This is a genomic window from Desulfobacterales bacterium, assembly GCA_028704555.1.
GTDB lineage: Bacteria > Desulfobacterota > Desulfobacteria > Desulfobacterales > JAQWFD01 > JAQWFD01.
In genome coordinates this window covers 1-24342 of sequence record JAQWFD010000018.1, presented here as the reverse complement: position 1 = coordinate 24342, position 24342 = coordinate 1, and the positions used below count along the sequence as shown (strand labels likewise).

21 protein-coding genes are annotated in these 24342 nt (G+C 45.8%); all 21 read left to right on the top strand.

The features are described 5' to 3' along the window. Positions 1–173: 173 nt before the first annotated feature. Positions 174–1547 (top strand): iron-containing alcohol dehydrogenase, encoded by a 1374-nt coding sequence (locus PHQ97_08355; protein ID MDD4392739.1) that lies wholly within the window; start codon positions 174–176, stop codon positions 1545–1547. A 60-nt stretch (positions 1548–1607) separates the two neighbouring features. After that, entirely contained in the window at positions 1608–2846 is a 1239-nt protein-coding gene (locus PHQ97_08350) for an MFS transporter (GenBank protein MDD4392738.1), read from the top strand. A gap of 147 nt (positions 2847–2993) precedes the next feature. Continuing rightward, positions 2994–4658, top strand: a complete 1665-nt coding sequence (locus PHQ97_08345) for an aldehyde ferredoxin oxidoreductase C-terminal domain-containing protein (protein MDD4392737.1) — start codon at positions 2994–2996, stop codon at positions 4656–4658. A 156-nt stretch (positions 4659–4814) separates the two neighbouring features. Continuing rightward, positions 4815–4952, top strand: coding sequence for a variant-type mycofactocin precursor (gene mftA, locus PHQ97_08340; GenBank protein MDD4392736.1), 138 nt, complete (start codon positions 4815–4817; stop codon positions 4950–4952). Between the two features lie 680 nt (positions 4953–5632). Next, a complete protein-coding gene (locus PHQ97_08335; GenBank protein MDD4392735.1) occupies positions 5633–7579 on the top strand; it encodes an FAD-dependent oxidoreductase in 1947 nt (648 codons plus the stop codon). An 11-nt stretch (positions 7580–7590) separates the two neighbouring features. Next, positions 7591–9549: a mycofactocin system FadH/OYE family oxidoreductase 2 gene (locus PHQ97_08330; GenBank protein MDD4392734.1), complete on the top strand. Its 1959-nt coding sequence runs from the start codon at positions 7591–7593 to the stop codon at positions 9547–9549. A 23-nt stretch (positions 9550–9572) separates the two neighbouring features. Then, positions 9573–10577 carry an electron transfer flavoprotein subunit alpha/FixB family protein gene (locus tag PHQ97_08325; protein MDD4392733.1) on the top strand — a complete coding sequence of 335 codons (1005 nt, stop codon included), beginning with the start codon at positions 9573–9575 and terminating at the stop codon, positions 10575–10577. A gap of 6 nt (positions 10578–10583) precedes the next feature. Beyond that, positions 10584–11894 (top strand): FAD-dependent oxidoreductase, encoded by a 1311-nt coding sequence (locus PHQ97_08320; GenBank protein ID MDD4392732.1) that lies wholly within the window; start codon positions 10584–10586, stop codon positions 11892–11894. A 283-nt stretch (positions 11895–12177) separates the two neighbouring features. Beyond that, on the top strand, positions 12178–13062 hold the full coding sequence (locus PHQ97_08315) for a hypothetical protein (GenBank protein ID MDD4392731.1): 885 nt from the start codon (positions 12178–12180) through the stop codon (positions 13060–13062). 64 nt (positions 13063–13126) lie between these two features. After that, positions 13127–13417: a putative quinol monooxygenase gene (locus PHQ97_08310; protein MDD4392730.1), complete on the top strand. Its 291-nt coding sequence runs from the start codon at positions 13127–13129 to the stop codon at positions 13415–13417. Between the two features lie 4 nt (positions 13418–13421). Beyond that, positions 13422–13679, top strand: a complete 258-nt coding sequence (mftB, locus tag PHQ97_08305) for a mycofactocin biosynthesis chaperone MftB (GenBank protein ID MDD4392729.1) — start codon at positions 13422–13424, stop codon at positions 13677–13679. After that, positions 13657–14694: a mycofactocin radical SAM maturase gene (gene mftC, locus PHQ97_08300; protein ID MDD4392728.1), complete on the top strand. Its 1038-nt coding sequence runs from the start codon at positions 13657–13659 to the stop codon at positions 14692–14694. The genes mftB and mftC overlap by 23 nt, the downstream gene beginning before the upstream one ends. Beyond that, on the top strand, positions 14691–15908 hold the full coding sequence (locus PHQ97_08295; GenBank protein MDD4392727.1) for a radical SAM/SPASM domain-containing protein: 1218 nt from the start codon (positions 14691–14693) through the stop codon (positions 15906–15908). Before mftC ends, PHQ97_08295 begins: the two co-directional genes overlap by 4 nt. A gap of 45 nt (positions 15909–15953) precedes the next feature. Then, positions 15954–17417, top strand: a complete 1464-nt coding sequence (locus PHQ97_08290) for a carbohydrate porin (protein MDD4392726.1) — start codon at positions 15954–15956, stop codon at positions 17415–17417. 244 nt (positions 17418–17661) lie between these two features. After that, a complete protein-coding gene (gene mftF / locus PHQ97_08285) occupies positions 17662–19152 on the top strand; it encodes a mycofactocin biosynthesis glycosyltransferase MftF (GenBank protein MDD4392725.1) in 1491 nt (496 codons plus the stop codon). Between the two features lie 139 nt (positions 19153–19291). Continuing rightward, on the top strand, positions 19292–20569 hold the full coding sequence (locus tag PHQ97_08280) for an aconitase X (GenBank protein ID MDD4392724.1): 1278 nt from the start codon (positions 19292–19294) through the stop codon (positions 20567–20569). 2 nt (positions 20570–20571) lie between these two features. Beyond that, on the top strand, positions 20572–20988 hold the full coding sequence (locus tag PHQ97_08275; GenBank protein ID MDD4392723.1) for a DUF126 domain-containing protein: 417 nt from the start codon (positions 20572–20574) through the stop codon (positions 20986–20988). Position 20989: 1 nt separating this feature from the next. Further along, positions 20990–21292, top strand: coding sequence for a UxaA family hydrolase (locus PHQ97_08270; protein ID MDD4392722.1), 303 nt, complete (start codon positions 20990–20992; stop codon positions 21290–21292). 1 nt (position 21293) lies between these two features. Further along, complete coding sequence (locus PHQ97_08265) at positions 21294–22454, top strand: UxaA family hydrolase (protein ID MDD4392721.1); 1161 nt, start codon at positions 21294–21296, stop codon at positions 22452–22454. Positions 22455–22793: 339 nt separating this feature from the next. Beyond that, positions 22794–24050: a lactate racemase domain-containing protein gene (locus PHQ97_08260; protein ID MDD4392720.1), complete on the top strand. Its 1257-nt coding sequence runs from the start codon at positions 22794–22796 to the stop codon at positions 24048–24050. 78 nt (positions 24051–24128) lie between these two features. After that, the coding region (locus tag PHQ97_08255) for a hypothetical protein (protein ID MDD4392719.1) at positions 24129–24342 on the top strand (214 nt) is incomplete at its 3' end.

Genomic DNA, 24342 nt, shown 5'->3' with positions numbered 1-24342 from the left:
CAAAAAAGTGTTTCGAAAAAAAGATGATTCAGCACGAATTTCATTATGAAAAGGAGGTGGTTTTCGGGACAGGAAACGAGAGTTAGAACTTGTTGGTATGAGAATGTACGGGGCTAAAACAGAAATTGAGCGATTTAGAGACCTAAAAACGTATTAAAAAAAAGGAATAAAAAATGGCAAGATTTTCTGGAGAATTTAAGATTAGTGAAAAAGATGCAAAACTCGTTGATGGTATCATCGCAAGAGCACCTGAAAAGAAAAGAAACAATGAGCCTGCCATTCAGAAGTATGGAAATGAAAAATACAATTTTGAAGTTGAGCGGAGCACCTATAACACCCGCGTAAAACAGTTTCCGTGGAATTATGTTGCACAACCGATGATCGGTACCTGTGTCCAAGGTTGGAATTGCCATACGGAAGCTGGAAATCGACTGAAAGATCTTGGGGTTAAACATGCCTATATCGTGACAACCGGTCTGCGCGGCACCGGTATTGTCGAAGAAATGCAGGCTACTCTGAAACAGGCCGGTGTTGCCTATACAGTTGGTCCCTTGACACATTCCAACCCCAGAATTACGGATGCCGAAGCCGGCGTAAAAGCATTCAAAGAAGCCGGATGCGACGGTGTCCTCAGCATTGGTGGCGGAAGCTCTCATGATACCGGTAAGGGCATTCGTCTGCTTCTGTCCAACCCGGATAAAACGATATTTGACGCTCGTGCGCTGCTTCAGCCGCATTGGATGGAAGCATCCCTGAAGCTAAAGTACATCACGACGCCTCAGGTAGCCATCAATACAACCTGTGGTACCGGCGCTGAAATTACCCCGTTTGCCGTTTACTCTGACTGGGATAACCGATGGAAATTCAACATCATGGCAAACGGCGGAATGCAGCCCAATGTTGGCTATGATGATCCGTTGTTTTTCCGCTGCATGCCTGAGCACATTGCGGCTCAGACCGGTATTGACTCCCTGGTTCACGGACTTGGCGGCGTAATGTCCAAACTTGAGAACGAGAGCGCCCGAGCGGTCGGTATGGCTGCCGTGAAAATGACGTTCGAAAATCTCGGAGAATTTGTTTACAACCGCTGGAATGATAAAGCCTGTGAAAAAATGTGCTGGGCTCAGCATCTGGGCGCATGTACATATGCACTGGGCGGAGGCGTCGGCCTGATTCATGCCCTGGCCCATCAGATCTCAGCGATCAATGACATGCATCATGGAATGGCCAATGCTGTATTCGTGGTGGAAGGCTTGAGAATGAACAAATTTGCCGCACCTGAAAAAATGGCAATGATGGCCAGAAACTGCTGCGGAATTGATATCACCGGTCTGAGCAAATGGGATGCTGCTCAGAAATTTATCGACGCCTGTGAAGAGTTGAGAAACGGTGTCGGAATTAAGGACGTTCGCCTGAGTACTTACGGTCTTACCAAGGATGACTGTTACTGGATGTCCAAACATGCCGTCAACGACTTGAACCTGGAAGCCAATGTCCGGGATCTGACGGAGCCTGAAATCGAAGCAATGCTGGTAGGGATGCTCTAAATCTAATGGGGTGCGGATCCATCGGGATCCGCACCCGACACATTGAATGAAGGGTGCAATATGGGACAGGAAAATCAAAGCTATAAATGGGTCATGATCATAATAGCATGCTTTTTTGCTATTATTGATATGTCTACACTTTCGATTTTTTCGATGACGGGTGGGGAAATTACCAAACAGTTGGGCGTTACGGCTGAATATGCAAATTCCTTTGGTCCGTGGGGTTGCTTGGGATTATTCGGTATATGGTCCGTGGGGCAGGTGGTCGGTTTTCTTCTCGGGGGACCATTGTATGATAAGATCGGTTTTAGAAAAACATTGCTGATTGCCGGAATTTGTCTGGTGGTGCCGCAATTTGCCATCCCGTATATTTCCAGCTTTTGGATGGTATGGTTCCTGCGGTTGGTGCAGGGATTATGCAATGTTGCATTTGTGCCGCTGGTGGTGACCTCAATCGGGTGGTTTGGTGCTGAAAAGAGTACGTTGGCCATGGGATTTCTCATCGGGTGTCTGCTTGCCGGCGGGACGATCGGAAATTTTCTGGCTTCGTTGGCACCGTATCCGGGCAATTATTATCTGGTTGGCGTATTGTGCGTCATCTCAATTGTGCTGGCACTGATACTAGGAAAAGAGTCTCCGACCGCTGTGGGTTCCACCATGGTAGAGGCGGAAGGGAAAGCGGCTCAGGAAGAAACCGTTGGACTGGGAACGGTCCTGGCATTGAAGGAAACTTGGATTCTGGCTCTGACGCTGTTGTGCGGAACGCTCATGTTGTACCCGTTTTTTGCCGGTTTTGGCCAATTCGCGCTTGAAAACGGGGTAACCAAAAGCCAGCTGGCTGGCGGATCATTGGCATTGACGATTCTGTTTGTAGTGTGCGCGATTATATCCGGTGCCGTTACAACGTCCATGTCTAAAAATATGAATCCGTTAAAGGCACAGTCAGCGGTCGTTATGACGGGTTTTTTGATCATGATCGTTGGTTCCGTTCTCATGGCGACGTTGGGTACCAGGGGTGGTTTTTTAAACTGGTTTATATCCTGTTTGGTGATTTTCCCGTTAGGTATGGGCGTCATGATGCCGACTTTTAACGTGATGCCGCCGCTGGTGTTTAACCCAAAAGTAGCTGGAACCGGGACCGGGGTTGTAACTTTTGTCGGAAATATCGTTAACTGGGCAACCCCCGGTATCTGGCTCGGACTTGTTGTCACGATTGGATGGAAAGGCTACTGGTTTCTGATAACGCCGTTTATGATCATTGGCTTTTTCCTGGTGTACAACATTTACCGACGGGCTTAGAACAAAAGCAGAGGTTTGGCACAAAAAAGGTCTGATTTAACCTGGGCCGGAGGATTGAACGCTGGGGGCTGCTGAAGTTTAAGCCTGAAGATAGGTACGAAACAAAAGGAATTTAAATAATCGGGGAAGTTAGGGAGGGTTAAAACGATGACAATATTAAAAGTCGATATGAGCCAAAAGAATTTGATTTCTGAGGCTTTTCCAAAAGATGTTGTCGTAGGGGGCCGTGGGATGATTGCGTATCTCATGACGGAGTACTGTCCCCCGACTGCTCATCCACTTTCGGAGGAAAGCATATTTGTTCTGGCTCCCGGATTGCTGGGTGGGACGGCGGCTCCACAGATCAATCGGATTTCGGTCGGGGGAAAAAGTCCCCTAACAGGCGGAATCAAAGAAGCCAATTCCGGTGGAACGATTGCCTTTGCTCTGAGTCGGTTGGGCTTGCGGGCTGTGATGGTCTCAGGAAAAGCAGATGAATGGCAGATTTTGAAAATAACAAAAGAAGGTGCTTTCCTGGAGCCGGCCGGAGATATCGTTGGATTAAAAAATTATGATACCTGCGATCGTCTGCGGGAACGCTATGGAAACAAGATAGCTGTTGCGTGTATCGGACCGGCCGGTGAAATGGGGATGGCCGCTGCTACCGTAGCCGTGACGGACATGGAAGGAAGACCTTCCCGACACTGCGGACGGGGTGGACTCGGCGCCGTAATGGGTGCGAAAAAACTCAAAGCGGTTGTTGTGGATGATGCCGGTGGAAAGCTTCGGCAGCCGGCACGAAAGGATGAGTTTCGGGAAGCGGCTCAGCAGGCAGTAAAACATATCAAGGAATTTTTGTTTACGCCTTTTTTTCACGCGATCGGGACCCATGGATCAACCCAGGAAGACAGCGACCGGGGCAGTCTTCCTTCTTATAATCATCGGTCGGGAAGCTTCGATAAAGTCGCCAATATAAACCATGAAAAATATATCGAACTGGTCGACAGTCGTGGCGGCGTCAAAGGGCATGGATGCATGCCGGGTTGTGTAATTAAGTGTTCGACCGTTTTTAATGATAAAGACGGCAAATTCGTTACGGCGGGGTTTGAATACGAGACCGTCGGTCTGCTGGGATCTAATCTTGGTATCGATGATCTGGATGAAATTACTCGTATGGAACGTAAATGCGATGATTACGGTGTCGATACCATCGAGGTGGGGGCAACTATCGGTATATTGAATGATGTCGGCCTGTTTGAATTTGGAGATTCCGTTAAGGCAAAAGATTACATAGACGAAATCGGCAAAGGAAGTCCCATGGGCAGAATACTGGGAAGTGGTTCTCTTGCTACGGGCAAAGCCTATGGAATCGATCGTATTCCGGCGGTCAAGGGCCAGGCGATTCCGGCACATGCCGCCAGATCCCTTAAAGGATGGGGCGTAACGTATGCCACTAGCCCCATGGGCGGTGATCATACCGCGGGCCTGGTAGCCGATGACCCCCTGTCCCCTGTGGGTCAGGTCGAACGATCCAGAAATGCGCAGATATTTCATGCCGCATTGGATTCTGCCGGATTTTGCATGTTTACCTTTATGCCGCCGGTGATTGCCGCAGCATTGATCAGTTCGTTTTATGGGGTCGACTGGACGGCGGATGATTATCTCGAAATGGGAAAAGAGGTCCTCAGAAAAGAAAGAGCGTTTAACATCAACGCCGGTATCAGTAAAGAAGCAGACGGGCTTCCGGATTGGATGACAAAAGAGCCTCTGCCGCCGACCAATGCCGTGTGGGATGTGCCGAGAGAAGAGTATATGAATCTGTTTAACTTTTAGTATAGGCAAACATTACGTAGCCATGCGTTTCAATACTCTCCGCTTATTTTTTAGGGCGGGGGGATGGGAAACGATGAAGATAAGAAGCTAAATAACATATAAAAGTTGGAAATAGTGCATTAAATTATTTAACTATTTGGATTTTAAGGAGAAAAAATGTCGGAACTGATTAATAAAAACATTTCATGCCCGGAAGAAATCGATAACACCAAAGAAAACAAGGATCAGATTGAAGGGATTGAGGAAGTAGAAATAGAAGAACTCGCAATTGATGGCATATGCGGGGTTTATTAAATCCGTAGATCAGGAGTTTAGCGCGACTGATTTGAAAAGTCTTAGAATGGACAACGCCCTTCCGCTGGTTTGATACAGGTGGTTTTGGAAACTGGCACAATAAAAACGGATAAGCTTCTGATAATTACAAAATGATCATAACTGCTTTAAAGTTGAAAACCGGCGGAAGGAAAAAAATATTTAAATCGTTACCTCAAGTATTCATTTGAACGGCTCTATAAAACCAAAGAGATGTTTTGACGAAAGTAAGGACGGGTAGTGTTCTTTAATATAAATCATGACGTATAAAAGTTTTATGCGATGATGTAAAGTTGAAGGATCGGGTGAAGGGGTGCTCAGACCGTACAAAAGCTTATTACACATAAAATGCTGTATCGAGATGTCGAAAAAAAAAGTGATCCATCCGATATGTGAAAAAGCATTCTCTCCTGAATTAAAAATCCACTGCCGTTACATTGCCTATAATCCCCCCGCAAATAGTTTCTCGCCCGGATAGATACGAGGTTTAACTTCATCCGATCCTTTTTTAAAACTGTTAAGTTGAAGTCAAGAAAACCAGTGGTATGAAATTAATATTTCAGTAGTTAAAAAAATAAAACAAAAAAACTCCGTGATATTTGATGAGTTGATGCGCTGAGCCGGCGTTATAATTAATTACCAAAAAAGGGGTTAAAACAGCTGTGAAGCAATCCAGTAAGATATTGAGCCAGAAAAAAATTGGGGAAAAAATAGTCAAAAATCGGATCGTCTTTGGCCCCCACAGGACAAATTTTGCTGAAAACCATAAGCCCGGAGAATCTCATGTGAGATATTACGAAATGCGGGCGAAAGGTGGGGCGGGGATGATTGTAATTGAAGGCGCTGTGGTTCATCCATCCGATTATCCGTATGAAAAAGCGATTTTCGCCTTTAGAGACGATGTGATTCCTGCGTATCGACGGATTGCTATGGCTGTTCAAAAACATGGCTCAATTGTTTTGGCACAATTGAATCATTTCGGCGGCCAGGCAGACAGCAGTTTATCCCGTTCTGAAATATGGGCGCCTTCGGCAACACCGGAAGTCAATTCTGGCGAAATTTCTAAAATAATGGAAAAAGAAGACATTCAGGAAGTTCTCAAGGGATTTGTATCGGCGACACTTCGTATGAAGGAATCCGGTATTGACGGCGTGGAAATTAATGCCGGTCAGTTGTCTCTGTTGCGTCAATTCCTTTCCCCACTGAGCAATTTTCGAACGGATGAATACGGCGGCGACATGAACCGACGCGCGCGGTTTGCCAAAGAGGTTCTGGAAAATGTTCGTCATGCAGCAGGTCCCGGCTTTATTGTCGGTATGCGGTTATGCGGCGATGAGTATGCGCCATGGGGCGGCTTGACGCCCCAAGATTGCGGGGAAATCGGGGCATACCTTTGTGAAAATGGATGGGTGGATTATCTGGCTGTGGAAGTAGGCGGCCCGTACAGCGTTCATATGACACGGGCATCCATGCGATACCCTGAAGATTATGCGGTCCAGCCCGCCAGAATAATGGCAGAGGCGGTGAATATACCTGTGTGCGCAACCGGAAGCATTGTTTCTCTCGACAGTGCGGAACGAGTTTTGACTGACGGAATCGAACTTGTCGAAATGACCCGTGCGTTGATTGCCGATCCATCATTCGGAATTAAAATAAAATCTAATCTCATGGATGACATCCGACCTTGTATCCTTTGCAACCAGGATTGCTACATTTATTCGGGAATGAATCCGACGTTGAAATGTGCGGTTAATCCTGAAGTCGGCAAAACAAACATCAAATTCAAAGCGGACATATCCGAGGGTAAATTAAAACGGGTTGTAGTGGTGGGCGCTGGCCCGGGGGGCTTGCAGGCGGCTGTCACTGCGGCTGAAAGAGGACATAAGGTAATTCTTTTTGAACGTGAAAAGGAACCGGGCGGTCGGGTGAAGTTACTTTCAAAAATAGAAGGATGCGGGCGATACGGTCAAATAATCAAATATCTGGAACGGTGTGCCCTTCGATCGGGGGTTGAATTTAATTTGGGATATAATGCTGATGAGGAAATGATCATCAAGCAATATCCGGATGTTGTAATTGTTGCTGAGGGAAGACAAAGGCCTCCGATTCCATTCGAGATAGAAGCCGGCGCTGATATCAAATGGCCTGAAGATATTATTTCAGGACAGGATGCCGGAGAAAATGTTCTGATTATTGATTTGGAGGGCGCATGGCAGGCTGTCGGCGTCGCATTGGCTTTGAATGACGGCGTTCGGAAGATACAAATTGTAACCTCTGATTTATTTATATCGTCTCAATTGAGCAAAAATGGAGAATTTATAAACTGGTATCAACAGGCATGCCAAAAAGGAATTGAATTTATCCCTCAAACACAGGTGATACGGGTCAAGGGAACGACCGTTGATCTTAAGGATAAATACAGCCGGGAATTTTGGTCTTTGAGCAGAATCGATACGTTCGTGTTGGCAGCACCGGGCTATCCGAATTATCGCTTGTACGATGCTCTGGTTGGAAAGGGCTTTGAAATTCTGGCAGTTGGAGACTGCGTTGCGCCAAGAAATGTCAGCGCAGCCATTTGGGAAGGATACCGAGCAGGTTCAACGATCTGAGGTGCATATTTATGTCAAAACGGTTTAAACATTTATTCAGTCCGATTGAAATCGGGAATGTAAGATTACGAAATCGCATTGTATTTCCGGCGCACCTGACCAATCTTGCGGAGCGTGGGTTGCCCAGCGAACGACTTTCCTATTATTACGCTGAACGCGCTAAAGGCGGTTGCGGGTTGATTATTACGGAAGAGCAGACGGTGCATCCTACAGATCGGGCCTATGAAAAACTTATTGATGTGTTTGATGAATCGGTTTTGCCCGGATACCGGTTGATGACGAATTGGGTTCATCAGTACGGCGCGAAAATCTTTGCTCAAATCAATCATAACGGCGCACAGGGGTCGAGCATTCATACAGCACTGCCGGTGTGGGGACCCTCTCCCATTCCGGATCCACTTTTCCGGGAAGTGCCCAAACAGATGGACAAGATTGAAATCCGGCAGTTGGTTTCATCCTATGCCCGGTCGGCCTCACTGGTCAAAGAAGGGGGGTTTGACGGACTGGAATTTCAGGGATCGCATTCATCAATTTTGAGGCAGTTTCTGTCGCCCCTGAGTAATCAACGAGAAGATGAATACGGTGGAAACCCCGAAAACAGGTTCCGGCTGGTTCGAGAAATTGCAGAGGCCGTTCGATGTGAAGTCGGATCTGATTTTGTCGTCGGTATTCGGCTTTCCGGTGAGGAATTTGTAGACGGAGGGCTTGGGGTTCCGGATGTGGTTGCTATTGCGAAAAAAGTGGATGAATCGGGTTTGTTTGATTACATCAATACCAGCGTGGGGATCGCTACCCATGCCCTTTTCATGGTTGAGGGGACCATGGCGATGCCTCCCGGTTACAGCGTTTATATGACGTCGGCCATTCGAAGGGCCGTGAATATTCCCGTAATTTCGGTCGGACGAATCAAGGACCCGACGCATGCTGAAAAAATTCTGCAGGAGGGACATGCCGATCTGGTAGGGATGGTGCGGGCTCAAATCAGTGATCCGGAGTTTGCCAATAAGGCATTCAACGGTCAGGATGATTCGATTCGCATGTGTCTTTCCTGCAACCAGGATTGTATCGGTCGGGTGGGAATCAATCGAAGCATTGGATGTATCCAGAATCCGGCCGCAGGTAATGAAAAGAAATGGGGAGTCGGTAGAAACGTACGTACGGATACCCCGAAGAAGGTTATAGTTATCGGCGGCGGGCCGGCCGGAATGGAAGCAGCGTGCATAGCCGCAAAGCGAGGCCATCGGGTGACGTTGATCGAACAAAATGATGAACTCGGGGGTCAGGCGCTTGTTGCCGGGCGCTTGCCGTACAGATCCGAATTTGGAGATGTTGTCAGAAATCTTACCAATGCTCTGAATGATACCGAAGTCGATGTCCGGCTGTCCCGAATAATATGCGCGGCGGACATATTGAGGGAAATGCCCGATGTGGTCATTGCCGCTACAGGCTCAATTTTTCAGAAGCCCGGTATCGAAGGCTGTGATCAGGAAAATGTGTTTACCCTGTGGGATATTCTGACAAAAAAACCTGCATTGGGATCAAATCTTGTAATGATCGATCAGATCGGGTTCCACCAGTCGACCGGAACTGCGGAAATGCTGGCCGATCAAGGGAAAACTGTCGAGGTCATTTCTCCCTCTCTCTATGTGGGGCAGGACCTTGGCAGAACCCTTGATCTTGAGCTCTGGTATAAGCGGGTCCGGGAAAAGGGTGTGACGCTTTCCCCGAATTATTCCCTGATTGGAATCAAGGAAAATACGGTCACGGCGATCCACAATTATTCGGGAAAAGTCAGACAATGGGATGGGATTGATCAAGTGGTGCTGGCAACTCCGAACCAGGCAAACGATGAATTGTATCTCGCACTGAAAGGCAAAATAAAGGAATTATATCGTATCGGGGATTGTCTTGCGCCCAGAAGGGTTGATTCGGCAATAAGGGACGGGTTCAGGGTGGGTATACAACTATAATTTACAAGATACAGGGCGTTATCATGACAAAAGATATTTGGATTATATCTGAGAATAATGAAAGCGAAATAACGGATTTGACGAAAGAGCTGCTCGGAATCGGAAAAACACTGAAGGGGAAAACCGGAGGTAAGGTTTGCGCGGTTACATTCGGCAAGTATCAAAAGCCCATCATGGATCAATTGGCCGAATACGGCGCCGAATGCATTTACTGGGTAAAGGATACAAACCTGTCGAATTACAATTCGGAGTTATACCTGAATAATCTGGAATATCTGTTAAAGAACAACCCGCCCAAACTTCTGCTTGTGGGGATGACATACAATGGAAGGGAAGTTGCCTCCTTGTTGAGTGCCCGGCTGATGATTTATTTTATACCCGGATGCATTTTCGCTAAAGTGCTGGATAGCCATCACGTCGAGGCGGCCCGATGGATCTGCAACGGGGAAGCCCAGGAACAGACGGTTGTCGAAACAGAGAATACTTTGATACTGGGGTTTCCGCCGGATACCCGGGGAATTGAAGCCCTCGATGGGTCAACTAAACCCGAAATTATCAGTGTGGAATCGGTTTGTCGAAATGACGCTCGTATCACTCATTTGAATTTTATAGCTTCCAATTACCATGAAATTGATTTGACCGAGGCGGACATTGTTATTTCGGGTGGCAATGGAGCCGGAGACAGTCGAACCTATGAGCAATTGTGGGAACTGGGAGAATTGATGGAGGTTCCGGTCGGCGGATCGAGAATGGCTCAGGATAAAGGATGGATATCTTCGGATCGAATGGTCGGCGCCAGTGGAAAAATTCTTCGATCTAGTTTGTATCTTGCGTTTGGAATATCCGGGGCGATTCAGCATGTTATGGGCATTAAGGACTGTAAAAAGATCGTGGCAGTCAATACGGATTCGAATGCGGACATAATGAAAATAGCGGATTTAGCGGCCGTGGGTGATGTGCATAAAATATTACCGGATTTGATTCGAAAACTTCGGGAACGTAAAGAGCTTCACAAAAAACAGGGTTGAACGCGAATGAAAAACCGTAGGAATTTTGATGCGATTGTGGTTGGAGCAGGGCCTGCCGGGTCAACCGCAGCAATGGTTATGGCTCAAAAGGGTTTAAATGTTGTTCTGATTGAGCGCGGCGAATATCCGGGTGCAAAAAATGTTTCCGGAGGCGCGTTGTATGATACGCAGCTGCTGGAACGGTTATATCCGGATTTTTACAGGGAAGCAGCTGTTGAGCGGCATATATCCAGACGGATATTGGGGATGATGTCACCGGATCATTTATTGACCATGGATTTCAGGTGCGATCATTTTTCAAAAGCACCATATAGCGGCTTTACGGTCTTACGTCCCAAGCTGGATCAGTGGCTGGCCCGCAAAGCCGTGGACGCGGGTGTGTTGTTGATTACGGATACCGTTGTGGATGGGTTGATAAAAAAAGAGGGGATGGTGACAGGGGTTTGTACCCGATGCCCTCAAGGAGAGCTTTACGCAAACGTGGTTATTGCCGCAGATGGAGTAAATTCATTGCTGGCCAAACAGGCGGGTTTACAGAGAACGTTTCGTGCGGATGAGATTTCATTGGGAGTCAAGGAAATTATAGAGCTGGATCGGTCACGGATTGATGAAAGATTCCAGCTGAATGCCAATGAGGGCGCTGCATATGAAATCGTCGGATCAGTTACCAAAGACGTTAATGGCGGCGCTTTTTTGTATACGAATGGCTCGAGTATCTCCATCGGTGTCATAACACAACTGTCATCACTCGTGGAGAAAAGAGAAAAAGCGTATGAATTTCTGGAATGTTTCAAACAGCACCGATCGATCAGGCCATTGATCCGGGGCGGAGTCGTGAAGGAATATTCGGCTCATTTGATACCGGAAGGCGGTTGGGATATGTTTCCTCGTCGTTATGCTCCGGGGTTGATTGTTGTTGGTGATGCCGTCGGGTTTGTGCTGGTGACTGGATACTATCTTCAGGGCATGAATTATGCCATGGCTTCGGGTGAAGCCGCAGCAAAAACGGTTTTAAAAGCTTCATCGGATGCAGATTATTCGGCATCGAGTCTGGCACGGTATGAAACATTTCTGGATGAGCACAACATTTTGAAAGATTTCAAGAAATTTAGAAGAACACCGCATTTCTTGAATAATGAGCGTGTTCAGAATGTATACCCTGATATGATTTGCAGAACAGCAGAGCATATTTTCAAGTGCAAGGGGGAAAAAGAGAAACTTTGGCGTCAGATATCATCCGTAATCAAACAATCTCCGGTGTCGTGGTGGCGTATTTTAAGGGATCTGTATGAAGGCGGGAGGGCAATAGGATGGTAAACATACAGGAAAAACTGGATTCGGTAAGATTTCGGATCAATGATCAATCCCACATAATACTTAATAAAGAACGATGCGCTGAATGTAAAGAGCGACCGTGCCTTTTTTGTTGCCCGGCCGGATTATTTACACTTTCCGGCAATGAGGTGATTCATACATGTCTGGGATGTCTCGAATGCGGAACATGTTATGTGATTTGTGCAAATAACGGGATTGATTGGAATTACCCGGACGGTGGTTTTGGCGTCAGCTTCAGAGAAGCATAACAGGGGAGGCGGGTTGGATGAACATATTGGTCTGCATAAAACAGGTACCGGATCCGGTATCAATTGAGGTTGATCGGCATACCGGCAGAATTGATAAAAAAAGGATCGTATATGTAACGAATCCGTCCGATATCAACGCACTGGAAACAGCGCTTCGGATCAGAGAAAAAATCGGCGGTTCGGTGACAACGGTTTGCGTCGGGCCGGATAAAATGGAACGATCGCTTCGCCAATGTAAGGCACTGGGGGCGGACGATGCATACAGAATCTGGGCCGATGATTGGCCCCTGAATGAAATTCCCGTAGCTGTAGCCTTTGCCGTCGCACGGTTTGTCAGGGAAAATAATTTTAATTTGCTCCTTTTCGGAGATACCGGAGATATGTATCACGCCGATCCGACACCGGCATGGGTGGCGGAGTTTCTGGGTATGCCGATGGTATCGGCGGCGACCGAAGTTCTTCTTTCCGATCAGATGGATAGTATTTTGATTAAACGCAAACAGGAAAAAGGATTTCGTCAGGCCATCGAATGTCAATTGCCGGCCGTCGTGACGGTCGATGCGTCTATTAACAAACCCAGGGAGGCATCATTGCCTGGAAAAATAGATGCAGAGATTTTTTTGATAAAAACAGTGGAAATGCCTTTAACGTCTCTGCTGCATATGTATCAAAAACCGGATGTGATGATCGGGTTAAAATATCAGATGCTGCCCTTTAAACCCGAACCTCACTTGATATTTACACCGGATCCGGATTTGACGGCTGAGCAGCGAATTGATGCATTTGTGTCCGGGGGGATGGAAGCAAAAAAAGGTCTGGTTGTTAACGGAGAACCCGGGGAAGTGGCAGAGGGGATTATTTCCTTTATGCAAGAAAACCGGTTGATTGAATGGCTTTGCTAATCAAATTGTGACGATGGCTTTTGAAAGCTGTTTTTGAATTAAAGTGCAACAAAGGAGAAATACGATGATTGTGATTGCGGCAAAATTCAAAGTAAAACCTGGGAAAAAGCATGCTTTTATGAACTTGGCACAGGTTGTGATCGCATGCTCCCGACAGGAGAAAAGATGTATCAGTTATAATCTTTATGTGGGGGCTGAGGATTCAGATACATTTCTGTTCTTTGAGGAATGGGAAAGCCAGGATGCGATTGAAATGCATTTTAAGGAGCCTCATTTTGTTGAATTTTCTCTTAAGAACAAAGATATGATTGACGGAAAGATGGACGTAAACATCTATGAAGCCGAAAGGAAATAATTAAATGGAGGATGTCATTTATCGATTGGCGTCCGGAGTTTCAGTTAGAAATGAATCGTTCGGACTTCTTTTTTACTGTGCCGAGGATACGAATCTCACATTTGTGAATTCCGGTGATCTGTTGGATGCTGAGCAGCTGTCCGGATGTCAGAATGCATCGGATCTGTGTCGGCTGAGTGAAAGCAAAAGTAAAAAAATTCAAAAAATACTTTCAAAATTGGTTGAAAGGGGGCTGATTCTTGAAAACAGAATATCTGTATAACCGGAGGCTGAGTGCCCCTGTTAATGTCACTTGGGAAATTACAAAAAAATGCAATCTGTCCTGCCGTCACTGCCTGTCCGCAGGAACGATGGCAAACTGCAAAGAAGATATGACGTTGGCACAGTGTAAGTCTTTTATCGATGATTTGCATCGCTTAAAGGTATTTCAGGTTAACATAGGGGGTGGGGAACCCATATTGCGGGAGGACCTGTTTGAAATACTGAATTATTGCCACGAAAAAAACATCGTTACATGCGTCAGTACGAACGGGACATTGATCAATGACGAGGTCGCCAAAAAATTTTCAACGATGCCGATGCTCTACATTCAGGTCAGCCTCGATGGTGCTACGCCTGAGGTCAATGCACTTCACCGGGGAAAGGGAAACTTTGAGCGTTCGATCCATGGGATTGAGTTGTTGAATAAATATAATTTTCCAAATTTAAGCATAAATTCGGTTGTAACGCGGCTAAATTATCATGAAATTCCGGATTTATATAAAATGGGAAAGTTTTATAAGGCCAAAACCCGTTTATCCAGGTTCAGGCCTTCAGGAAGCGCCAGAGGCGCATGGAAACGGCTTCAGTTAACCAAGGATCAGATTATGGGCCTTTCCGATTATTTGAATAAATACAAGGAGGTGCTGACCGGGGATTCTTTTTTTTCCATCACCGCCGAAGACCGAAAGGATCTCGGACTCAATATGTGCGGTGCTGCCAAAATGACATGCAGCGTATCTCCGGACGGTCGGGTATATCCCTGTGCGTTTCTTCAGGAAGCCGAATTTTATTCAGGAAATATACTGGAAACCTCTCTTAAAACAATCTGGGATACATCGTCGGTATTTCAAATGCTTCGGGATTTGAAAGTCGAATCGTGCCGGAGTTGTCCCCGGTTTGATATATGCCATGGGGGATGCCCGGCTGTCGCATTTTTTCTTAAAAACGAGCTGAATTGCCCGGATCCGGAATGCATATATCAGGTTCAGCTTCAGCTTCGGGAAAGTGTTGCATGATGCCATATACAAAACAAGAATTGCCTGAAACGGTCGCCGCTTTTGACGAAAAAGCGGTGTATATCGAACAGCGTCTTTTGAACAACAGCATTCGATACCAACGTTTGAAAAAAACCGGTGCCCCCATGAAACCGTTGGGAGTCAGTATTGCCGTTACCGGGCGCTGCAATTCTCATTGTATTATGTGCAGCATATGGAAAATCGGTAAAGAAAATCCGGACTTGATAACACAGGAAATGACAGTTGATGAAATCCTGGGCTATTTGTCGGATCCTTATATGCAAAATTTGGTTGAGATCGATCTGACCGGGGGAGAGCCTTATTTAAGGGACGATCTGGAAGCGATAATATTTGGAATTGTTGATCTGAAATTAAAGCACGGAAATTTGAAAAAACTGCAGACGATCATTGTGCCTTCAAACGGTTATCTGACGGATAAAATTTTGACAACGCTGGAAAGGGTTCTGGCAAGGCTCAAGGGATTGGGGATCGATTTTGTACCGGTATCATCGTTGGACGGTATCGGCAACACCCATGATATCATTCGTGGAACTCGGGGTGCTTTTGAAAAGCAGAAAGCAACCATCGACGGGATGGTGGAATTAAGAAAAATATATTCGGATTTCTTTTTTCCGATGCTCAAATCCACCATTATGCATGCCAATGTGAATGAACTGGAAGAACTGTTTCATTTTGCATCACAGCGTCAAATGTTTCCCATTATATCTTCTGTCATTATATCAAAAAAGAGATTCAGGAATGACAAGTACAGATCTCAACTGGAATTGACTGCAGGAGATCAGAAAAAGATCGCGACGTTTTATGCTGATGAGAAAAAGGACCTGGATTTTTATTATAAAAAAATTTTCGAAAGCATCATATCCGGTGAAAAACAATGGACGTGTACAGCGCTGTTTGACTACGTCTTCATAGATTATGACCGAAAGGTATATCCCTGTCCCATTCAGGATGCGTGCGTGGGCGATTTGAGATATGCATCCCTGAGCGAAATCCTGACCTCGCCAGGAGCGGCGGAAATACGTAAAAAAGTAGGCAGTATGGAATTATGCCGGCAATGTACGGAGCCGGGCTCGGTCAGATATAGTCAAATTATGGAAGGCGGTGCCATGCTTGATTTTATAAAAGCCAAGGGAAGAATGTACTACAAGCAAATGATTTTTGACAGAGGATTGCACAAGTTGTTGGAGGTCTGAAGAGAACTATTTTTATGCTGACGGAGAGGAAGGAGAATGGTGGGGATGGAGCAAAACTGGTGGCAGAAATGGGGAGAAATTAAACGGGGAATGCTTCTGCTGTTGAGCATGACGCTGATTGCCTGCGGATCGACGGTCTGGGCTCAGGAAAGCACAGATCAAATTAATTTATTGAAACAGGAAATTCAGGACATTAAAAATCAGCAAAACGCCAAGCTGCTTGAACTGGAACAGAAGTTGATGGATCTTCAATCCCAGAATGAGCAAATCAAGTCAACGTCCGAGGAAACTCAGGAAACAATCAAATCGTTGGATGCACTCAAGGGAGTTGAATTTCATGGCTACGGCCGGGCGGGTGCAGGTGTAAATTCGGAAGGTGGGGACCAGGAAGTGTTCATGGCACCCGGGGCTGGCGCTAAATACCGTCTGGGCAATGAAGTTGATACCTGGCTGGAAATGGATCTTGCTAAAAACTGGACCAATCCGGATAGTGACGGGGCTTTTTTTAAATCCTATTTTAAAATTACGTATCAGGATGAAACTCACGCAAACACTGGGTATGACGATACGGACCATGTGAAGGTGTCCGAGGCATATGTGGAAACCGGTAATGTGCTGAAGGCATTTCCCGAGGTAAAATTCTGGGCTGGTAAACGCTGGTATCGGCGGGACTGGATCCATATCAACGATTTTTTCTTCCTGAATTCGACCGGTAACGGCGGCGGTGTTGAAGATATCGATCTGGGATTCGGAAAGCTTGCCGTTGCCTTTATGCAGGGGACCGATGGCGGTTATCAGATTGAGGAGGTCGGACGGGTCTCCAAAAACATGTTTGATATCCGGTTTGATTTCAGCGCGCCGGTCGGGGATTGCACGATATGGGTGGCCCCCTCATGGGTTGAGGGAGGAAATTACCTGGATACCAATAACGTCGCACAGGAGTATCCGGATGCGGACGGGTATGCGGTGGGCATGGTATACAGCCTGAATGAAATTTTGGGCGGATCGAACAAATTTTCGATTCAATACGGGGAAGGAACCGGCTCGGATTTTACTCCGAATGTCCAGTCACCGACCCCTACGCTGGATAACTCCTCTCAATTCCTGATTACCGATCAATTTACAATTCAACCGTGTGAAAAGTTTTCCATGCAGACTGCGCTGGTCTATCGAATCATGGATGACGGAACCGATCAAGATTCGCAGACCGACTGGTTTTCTTTTGGACTTCGTCCCACATGGCATTTCAGCAAATATTTGTCGGCATGTGTCGAGGCAGGTATGGATTATGTCGACAGCGAATCCAATGGATATAACGGGATGTTGTATAAGGTGACACCGTGCCTCCAGATATCGGCCGGCGATTTTTTCTTTGCCCGTCCAAGTGTTCGTTTGTTTGCGACGTATGCAGACTGGGCGGATGATTTTAAAGGCCTGGTCGGGGGAGACGCCTTCATAAACGAGACTGACGGCTATACATGCGGCGTACAGATGGAAGTCTGGTGGTAATAAAAAATATACGGAGATGAAGCTGTTTTGTGTGACCCAGATTTGAAAATTAAATAAAATCCTCCTATGGGGAAGTGAATTTGGGTCACACATCCTAAAATGTTTAATCAAAAAAAAAATTATCTGCGAATACAAATGCTGATCCGCGGCTGGGATAGATAGCCTTTTATTCGGAAAATTTGAAATTGACTGGCAGTATTTTTGGATAGCGAAGCGGTGTCAACCGGAAAAGGTGAGATTGATGATGCTCAGATCACTAAGTATTCAATTGGCAGATAATGTACATATAAAAAATCTGAATTCAAAATGGTATCTGGCAACCGATGCTCCGTTGCGATTCATTCGTGTACCGCAGTCTGTCAACCGCGTTATTGAAAAAATATCCGGTCGAGGGTGCCGAATGAGCGATATCTACGAAGATAAAGAACGAGCGGAGTCAAAGCAGCTGACCCAAACGCTGTTTATCATGATTCAAAAAGGATATCTTAAATTATTTCAAAATGATTTCATACCAGATGACGGCGATTTTCCGTCGGTATCCGTAATTATTCCGGTAAGAAACCGGCCGAAAGATATCGTTGAGTGTCTTTCCGCTCTTTCAAACGTCGATTATCCAAAAAATAAACTTGAAATCATTGTTGTGGATGACGGATCGAACGATGACACCGTTGCCCGTGTTCGTGATTTTAACGTCAAGCTCATTTCACAATCCATCTCCCGGGGACCTGCAGCCAGCCGAAATGTTGGGGCGAGAAAGGCAACGGGAGATATCCTGGCATTTTTGGATAGTGATTGCGTTGCCGAACAGGGATGGTTGAAAAAAATAGTCCCATTTTTTTCTCTGGAGGGCATGGGTGCCGTGGGGGGATTTGTGGACAGTTATTTTAAAAGTAGCCGGCTGGATCGCTACGAAGCGGCATTTTCGTCGTTGAACATGGGAAAGCGGATATTATTCGGTGCGTCCTCGGAATCAAATTTTTATGTACCCACATGCAATATGTTTATTCAAAGAGACGTTTTTGAAACGGCCGGCGCTTTTACAAGCGGCATGCACGTGGGAGAAGATGTCGATTTATGCTGGAGAATGAGAAAGAAGGGCTATTTTTTGTTGTACGTGCCGTTTGGATCGGTTGCCCACAAGCATAGAAATCATTTGGGGAAAATGTTGAAAAGAAGAGCCGAATACGGAACGTCTGAAGCGGCATTATATAAATATCATCCGGATAAAAAAAAACAGTTTGTAGCGCCGGTGTGTTCAAGCCTGTCGTTTATCGCTTTTTTTGCGGCGATTATTTTAAATATTCCCGTGCTCGCAGGCTTGTGCATCCTCTTTTACGGTCTGGATGTCATCCGTAAGAAAGAAAATTTAAAAAAAATCAATCCGGATATCGGAAAAGAAATTACGTTGAAAAAGTTGTGTCTATCTACGCTCAAAAGCCATTTATCATTATTCTATTATGCCGGTTTTTTCATGATTCGATATTTTTTAATTTTATTCATTATAACAGGGCTGATTTATTTTCCTGTCTGGATTGCCGGTTTTGGATTGTTGATGATTTGCTCGGGCGTTGATTTTTGCATCAGAAAACCAAACCTGTCCTACCCGGTTTTCTTTTTTATCTATGTGCTGGAGCATTGCGCTTATCAAACAGGGGTATTTATCGGATGTGTAAAACACAAATACATGAAATGTTATTTGCCCCTGATAAAAATAAACACTCATCCATCTCGTTGATGGCTGTGAAAAAACAGTAAATACTACAGGAAAGGAGGAAACTGTAGCAGCATAAATAGCAAACGGGAATTTATAATGAATGTTGCATGTTGAAAATGAATAAGCTTTCGAAATATTAATAATTTGTAAAGGAGCTTTTATGAAACTGAATAAAGAGCAAAAAGACATGCTGGCGGGGAAAGAAGGACGTGGTGTTCAAAAATCCATGGAAATCTTGGTCGGAATCGGCGAAGCACAGGAGGCTGATGAACTTGTTAAAATAAATTATGCGCATCTCATGCCGCCGGATGTGATGTTCATGCCCTATGGCCTGCAGGGCCAGTGGGCCCATGATATGACGTATGAATTGACGCAGGATGTCAAACAGCTGAAAGTTCCCTGCACGATTGAACCTAAATTTTGTGATATGTCTATCGCAAAAGATCTGATGTATTCGGATGATGTTATAAAAGAAATGACGGAAATTCAGGGAAATGCGGCAAATTTTTATGAAAAGCTGGGTGTAGTGCCCACATACACGGCCATGCCGTTTTATTATTACAGGGGGTGGCTGGGAGAACATGTGAGTATTTCCGAGTCTATCGCAACGCTATGGTTCAACACCATGTTTGGTTCCAGGTGTGAACGGGATGACGGCGTTAAATCCCTGGCAGCGGCTATTACAGGTTATGTCCCCAACGAAGGCGCCCATCTGGATGAAAACAGGCACGGGGAAGTTGTTATCAGACTTTCTGAAGATTTGAACTTCAAGAATTTCAATGACGCGGACTGGGATGCGTTCAGCCTGGCGACCAGTAGAAAGTGTAAAGACAAGAGGCCTGTATTTTTAGGTGTTCCCAAGGATACTCCGATCACCGATATGAAGCATCTGCTGGCCGTGATAGCAGTCGAATCCGGGTTGGCCCTGATGCATATCGTCGGAATTACTCCGGAAGCGCCGACATTGAAGGCTGCACTGATGGGCAAAAAACCTTTGAACGAGTTTGTGATTGACAAACATGACATCGATGAAGCCTATGCGCTTGCCAATACGGCTACCGGTTCGGATGTTGATTTTATTCTGATGGGCTGCCCCCATCTGACGTTAAGAGAGCTAAAAGAGGTTGCTGAAGAACTTGAGGGTAAAAAAGTCCATAAAGATGTCAAGCTTATCGTGACCACACAGAAGACAATGCTCGAGCAGGCCGCGGATCTGGGGTATGTTCAGGTCATTCGGAATGCCGGTGGAATTATTGTACCCGATATGTGTATTGCTTTTGCCGGTACTCAGGCAAAAGGGACCATTGCAACCAATTCCATTAAGGCCGTGTTCTTTTATGCTGGTTTTTCTTCGGACGGCTCGCGCAAGGTTCGATTCGGAAGCACTAGAGAATGTGTTCAGTCCGCTGTATCAGGTAAATGGGAAGGGAGAAAATAATTATGACGACATATAAAGGGAAAAGCATTGGTAACATGGGAGTCGTGGAAGGTGAAGCGCTGGTGACAACGGATCTGGTTGCATTCTGGGCCGGGACCAACTGGGAAACGGGTGAAATCGTTGAAATCGGTCATGAAGCGCGTGGCAAGAATGTAGCGGATAAAATTTTGGTTTTCCCCAAAGGTAAGGGCGGGGCCGGAGATACTTTTGGCTATTATTACCTGTTTCGCAGCGGAAAGGCGCCCAGAGCGATGGTATGCAACGACGGTATGGGGCAGACCGTGGCCGGAGCACTTTTGGTACGGACACCAATGATTTACGGCTTCAGTGAAGATGTTGTCGATATTATCAATACCGGAGATACCGTGAAAGTGGATACGGAAAAAGGTGAGATCGAAATTATAAAAAGGAAAGCATAATATGAAAATTGATGCGATTATGATCAACCACATTGATAATGTGGCAACCGCGTTGCGTGATATAAAGGCCGGAGAACAAGTGAGGGTCGGAATGGATGAAAAGCAGATCCAGGTGCTGGCTCAGGAATTTGTTTCGTATGGTCATAAATTCGCTGTCAAAAGTATATCCAAAGGAGAGGACATATTAAAATATGGTGAAATCATCGGACGGGCCACACAAGATATTGCGTCCGGTACCCATGCTCATATTCACAACATAGAAAGTCTTCGTGGACGTGGTGATTTGGAAGGCGGGGGTAATTAATATGGAATTTAACGGTTACAAAAGAAGTAACGGGACGGTAGGGACCCGGAACTATGTCGGTATCATAGCGACGGTGGTGTGCGCCAATGAAGTCGCGGATGAAATTTCCAGACGGGTTCAGGGGACGACCTGTTTTATGCATCATCAAGGCTGTTGTCAAACTCCGGTTGACATCGAGCGTGTGAATAGAACGTTGATTGGACTCGGAAAAAATCCGAATCTGGCGTCTGTTCTTTTGATAAGTCTGGGCTGTGAGAGTACTTCGGTTGAAAGAGTGGCCAGAGAAATTGCCGAATCCGGAAAACGTGTTGAAACGGTTGTTATTCAGGAAATCGGTGGGGCCGTCAACTCGATTGCAAAAGGAACGCTTCTGGCTCAGGAGCTGGTCCAGGAAGCATCCTGCATCCAGAAGGAGCCGTGTTCGGTCAGTGATATCGTGTTGGGTTTGAAATGCGGAAGTTCCGATACCACCTCCGGCTTGGCGCCAAATCCATCATTGGGGATTGCCTCGGATCTGGTAATTGAAAATGGAGGCTCTTCCGTGTTGGGAGAAGTGACCGAGTTTATCGGAGCCGAGCATCTGCTTGCCAAACATGGTAAAGATGAACGGGTCGGGCAGAAGGTTCTGGATTTTGTTCAACGAATGGAGAACAGAGCAAAATCGGCCGGTGCCGATATCCGGGGCGGGCAACCCACCGGCGGTAATATCAAGGGCGGTTTGACGACAATCGAGGAAAAATCTCTGGGGGCGATTGCGAAAGCCGGAAATGCTCCGATACAGGAACTGTATGAGTATGGCGAAATTCCTCAAGTAAAGGGGCTTGTCGTGATAGACTCACCTGGCCGGGAGCCGGAAATTTTAACAGGACTTGCGGCTGCCGGCTGTACTGTCATTTGTTTTACCACTGGACGGGGGGCTCCGCAGGGTTTTCCTTTTGTTCCGGTTATCAAGATTACCGGAAATCAGGTGACATGGGAAAAACTCAGAGATCATATGGATATTGAGGTCAATTCCGTAATAGCGGGTACTGAAAGCTTGTCGAGTGCGGGAAATAGGATATTTCAGGAGATACTGAATGTCGCATCCGGAAAACTGACAAAAGCCGAGATATCCGGCTATACGAATTCCATGGATATCTACATGGTAGGACCGGTGATCTGAGTTATACCTTTCAATCCGGTATGTTCGGAAGTCCTTGTCGCAGAAGGCAGGTCTGTTGCAGTTGTCGTCATCTGTCAATTTGCTCCGAACGGATTTGAGAATTCGGCAATTCAGGATGCCACTACCGGATATTTTTAACAAATGATATAAATTACGATCGCGTAATGCGTTTGAACTCCGTGTATGAAGCATCGTACTGTCGACAGTAAAAAATAATGAAGCCCGGGCTTCAAAAAAAGATGTATACATGCCGGTTTAATGAGTGTTCGGTTGTGGTTAAAATTTCAGGGTTTGAATAAAGCTGAATTTGAGAAAGCTGAGGCTGCGAGGTAGATATACATGTTATATCCAAAAATGGTGAAAATCAGACAAAGGGTGGATTCACGTGAAGTAAAGGATATTGATGCTGAAGTCAGGTCGGAATTAAAAAAAATTAATATTAGCGATAAAATTCAGCCCGGGGACAGGGTGGCGATTACAGCTGGGAGTCGCGGAATTTCGAATATCGCGGAAATTATCAAAACCGTTGTTGATGAAATAAAAACCATCGGAGCCGATCCGTTCATATTCCCGGCTATGGGGTCACACGGGGGAGCTACAGCATCCGGTCAGCTCGAGATTATAGAAGATTACGGAATTTCAGAACGCACTATGGGTGTTCCGGTTGTTTCTTCAATGGAAACCGTAAACATCGGGGAGACGGAAAACGGTATTCCTGTATATATAGATAAGCATGCCTCCGAAGCCGATCACATCATCGTTGTCAATCGGATCAAAAAGCATACGGAATTTAATGGATGTATCGAAAGCGGTCTGATGAAGATGATGGTCATCGGAATGGGGAAGCATAAAGGGGCAATTATTGCCCACAAGTACGCTGTAAAATATGGCTATGAAAAGGTTTTAACGGCTATTGGGAAAAGCATTATAAAAAATGCGCCGATATGCATCGGTATCGGAATAATAGAAAACGGATACGGGAAAACAGCGCAGATTACGGCGGTTGATGCTGGAAATATTTACGAAACCGAAAAAAAACTATTGGAATTATCGAGAGGTATTACGCCAAAGTTACCTTTTGACGATATTGATATTCTGATAGTTGATGAATGCGGCAAGCATATAAGCGGTACGGGGATGGACACCAAGGTGGTGGGTCGTCTGATGAATATATATGAAACGCCTTTGACACATCCAAAAATCACGAGAATTATTTTAAGAAATTTGTCGGACGGTAGTCATGGAAATGCCATCGGTATGGGATTGGCTGATTTCATCACCCGAAAAGTATTTGATAAAATTGACTACAGATCGACGTATGTGAATAGTATTACGGCAACAACGCCTGAAAAGGCAAGAATTCCAGTTATTTGTGAAAATGATAGAGAAGCGCTGGATTTTGCCCTGGCAACGGCAGGGCCGGTCGAAATGGATAGTGTAAAAATCGTATGGATTAGAAATACGTCTGATTTATTCGAGGTGTTTGTTTCTCATGGATTTATGGATGAAACGAAAAAAAGAAGTGACTTGGATGTTATTGGATTGCCTTTGGAAATGATATTCGACGAGAGTGGTAATTTGGTTGAGTTGTGGTAAGTTGTATCGGCGTTTAACTCTGCAGCGTTACCTTATATTTTGCAGATTCCGTGCAGCAGAAAGGAAGACTCAGACGCTATGGAATGCCTCCAGATTCAAAAGACCCGGGATGAGAGTTTTATCCGCGTGGTTGAAGAACGCAGCGGGCAGCAGATTTCAAAATGTTACCAGTGCGGGAATTGCAGCGCCAGCTGTAATTATACATATGTTTATGACTATCCGGTACATCAGATTATGCGTCTGATTCAGCTGGGGCAGAAAAAACCGGCGCTTTCGTCTCAGGCGATATGGC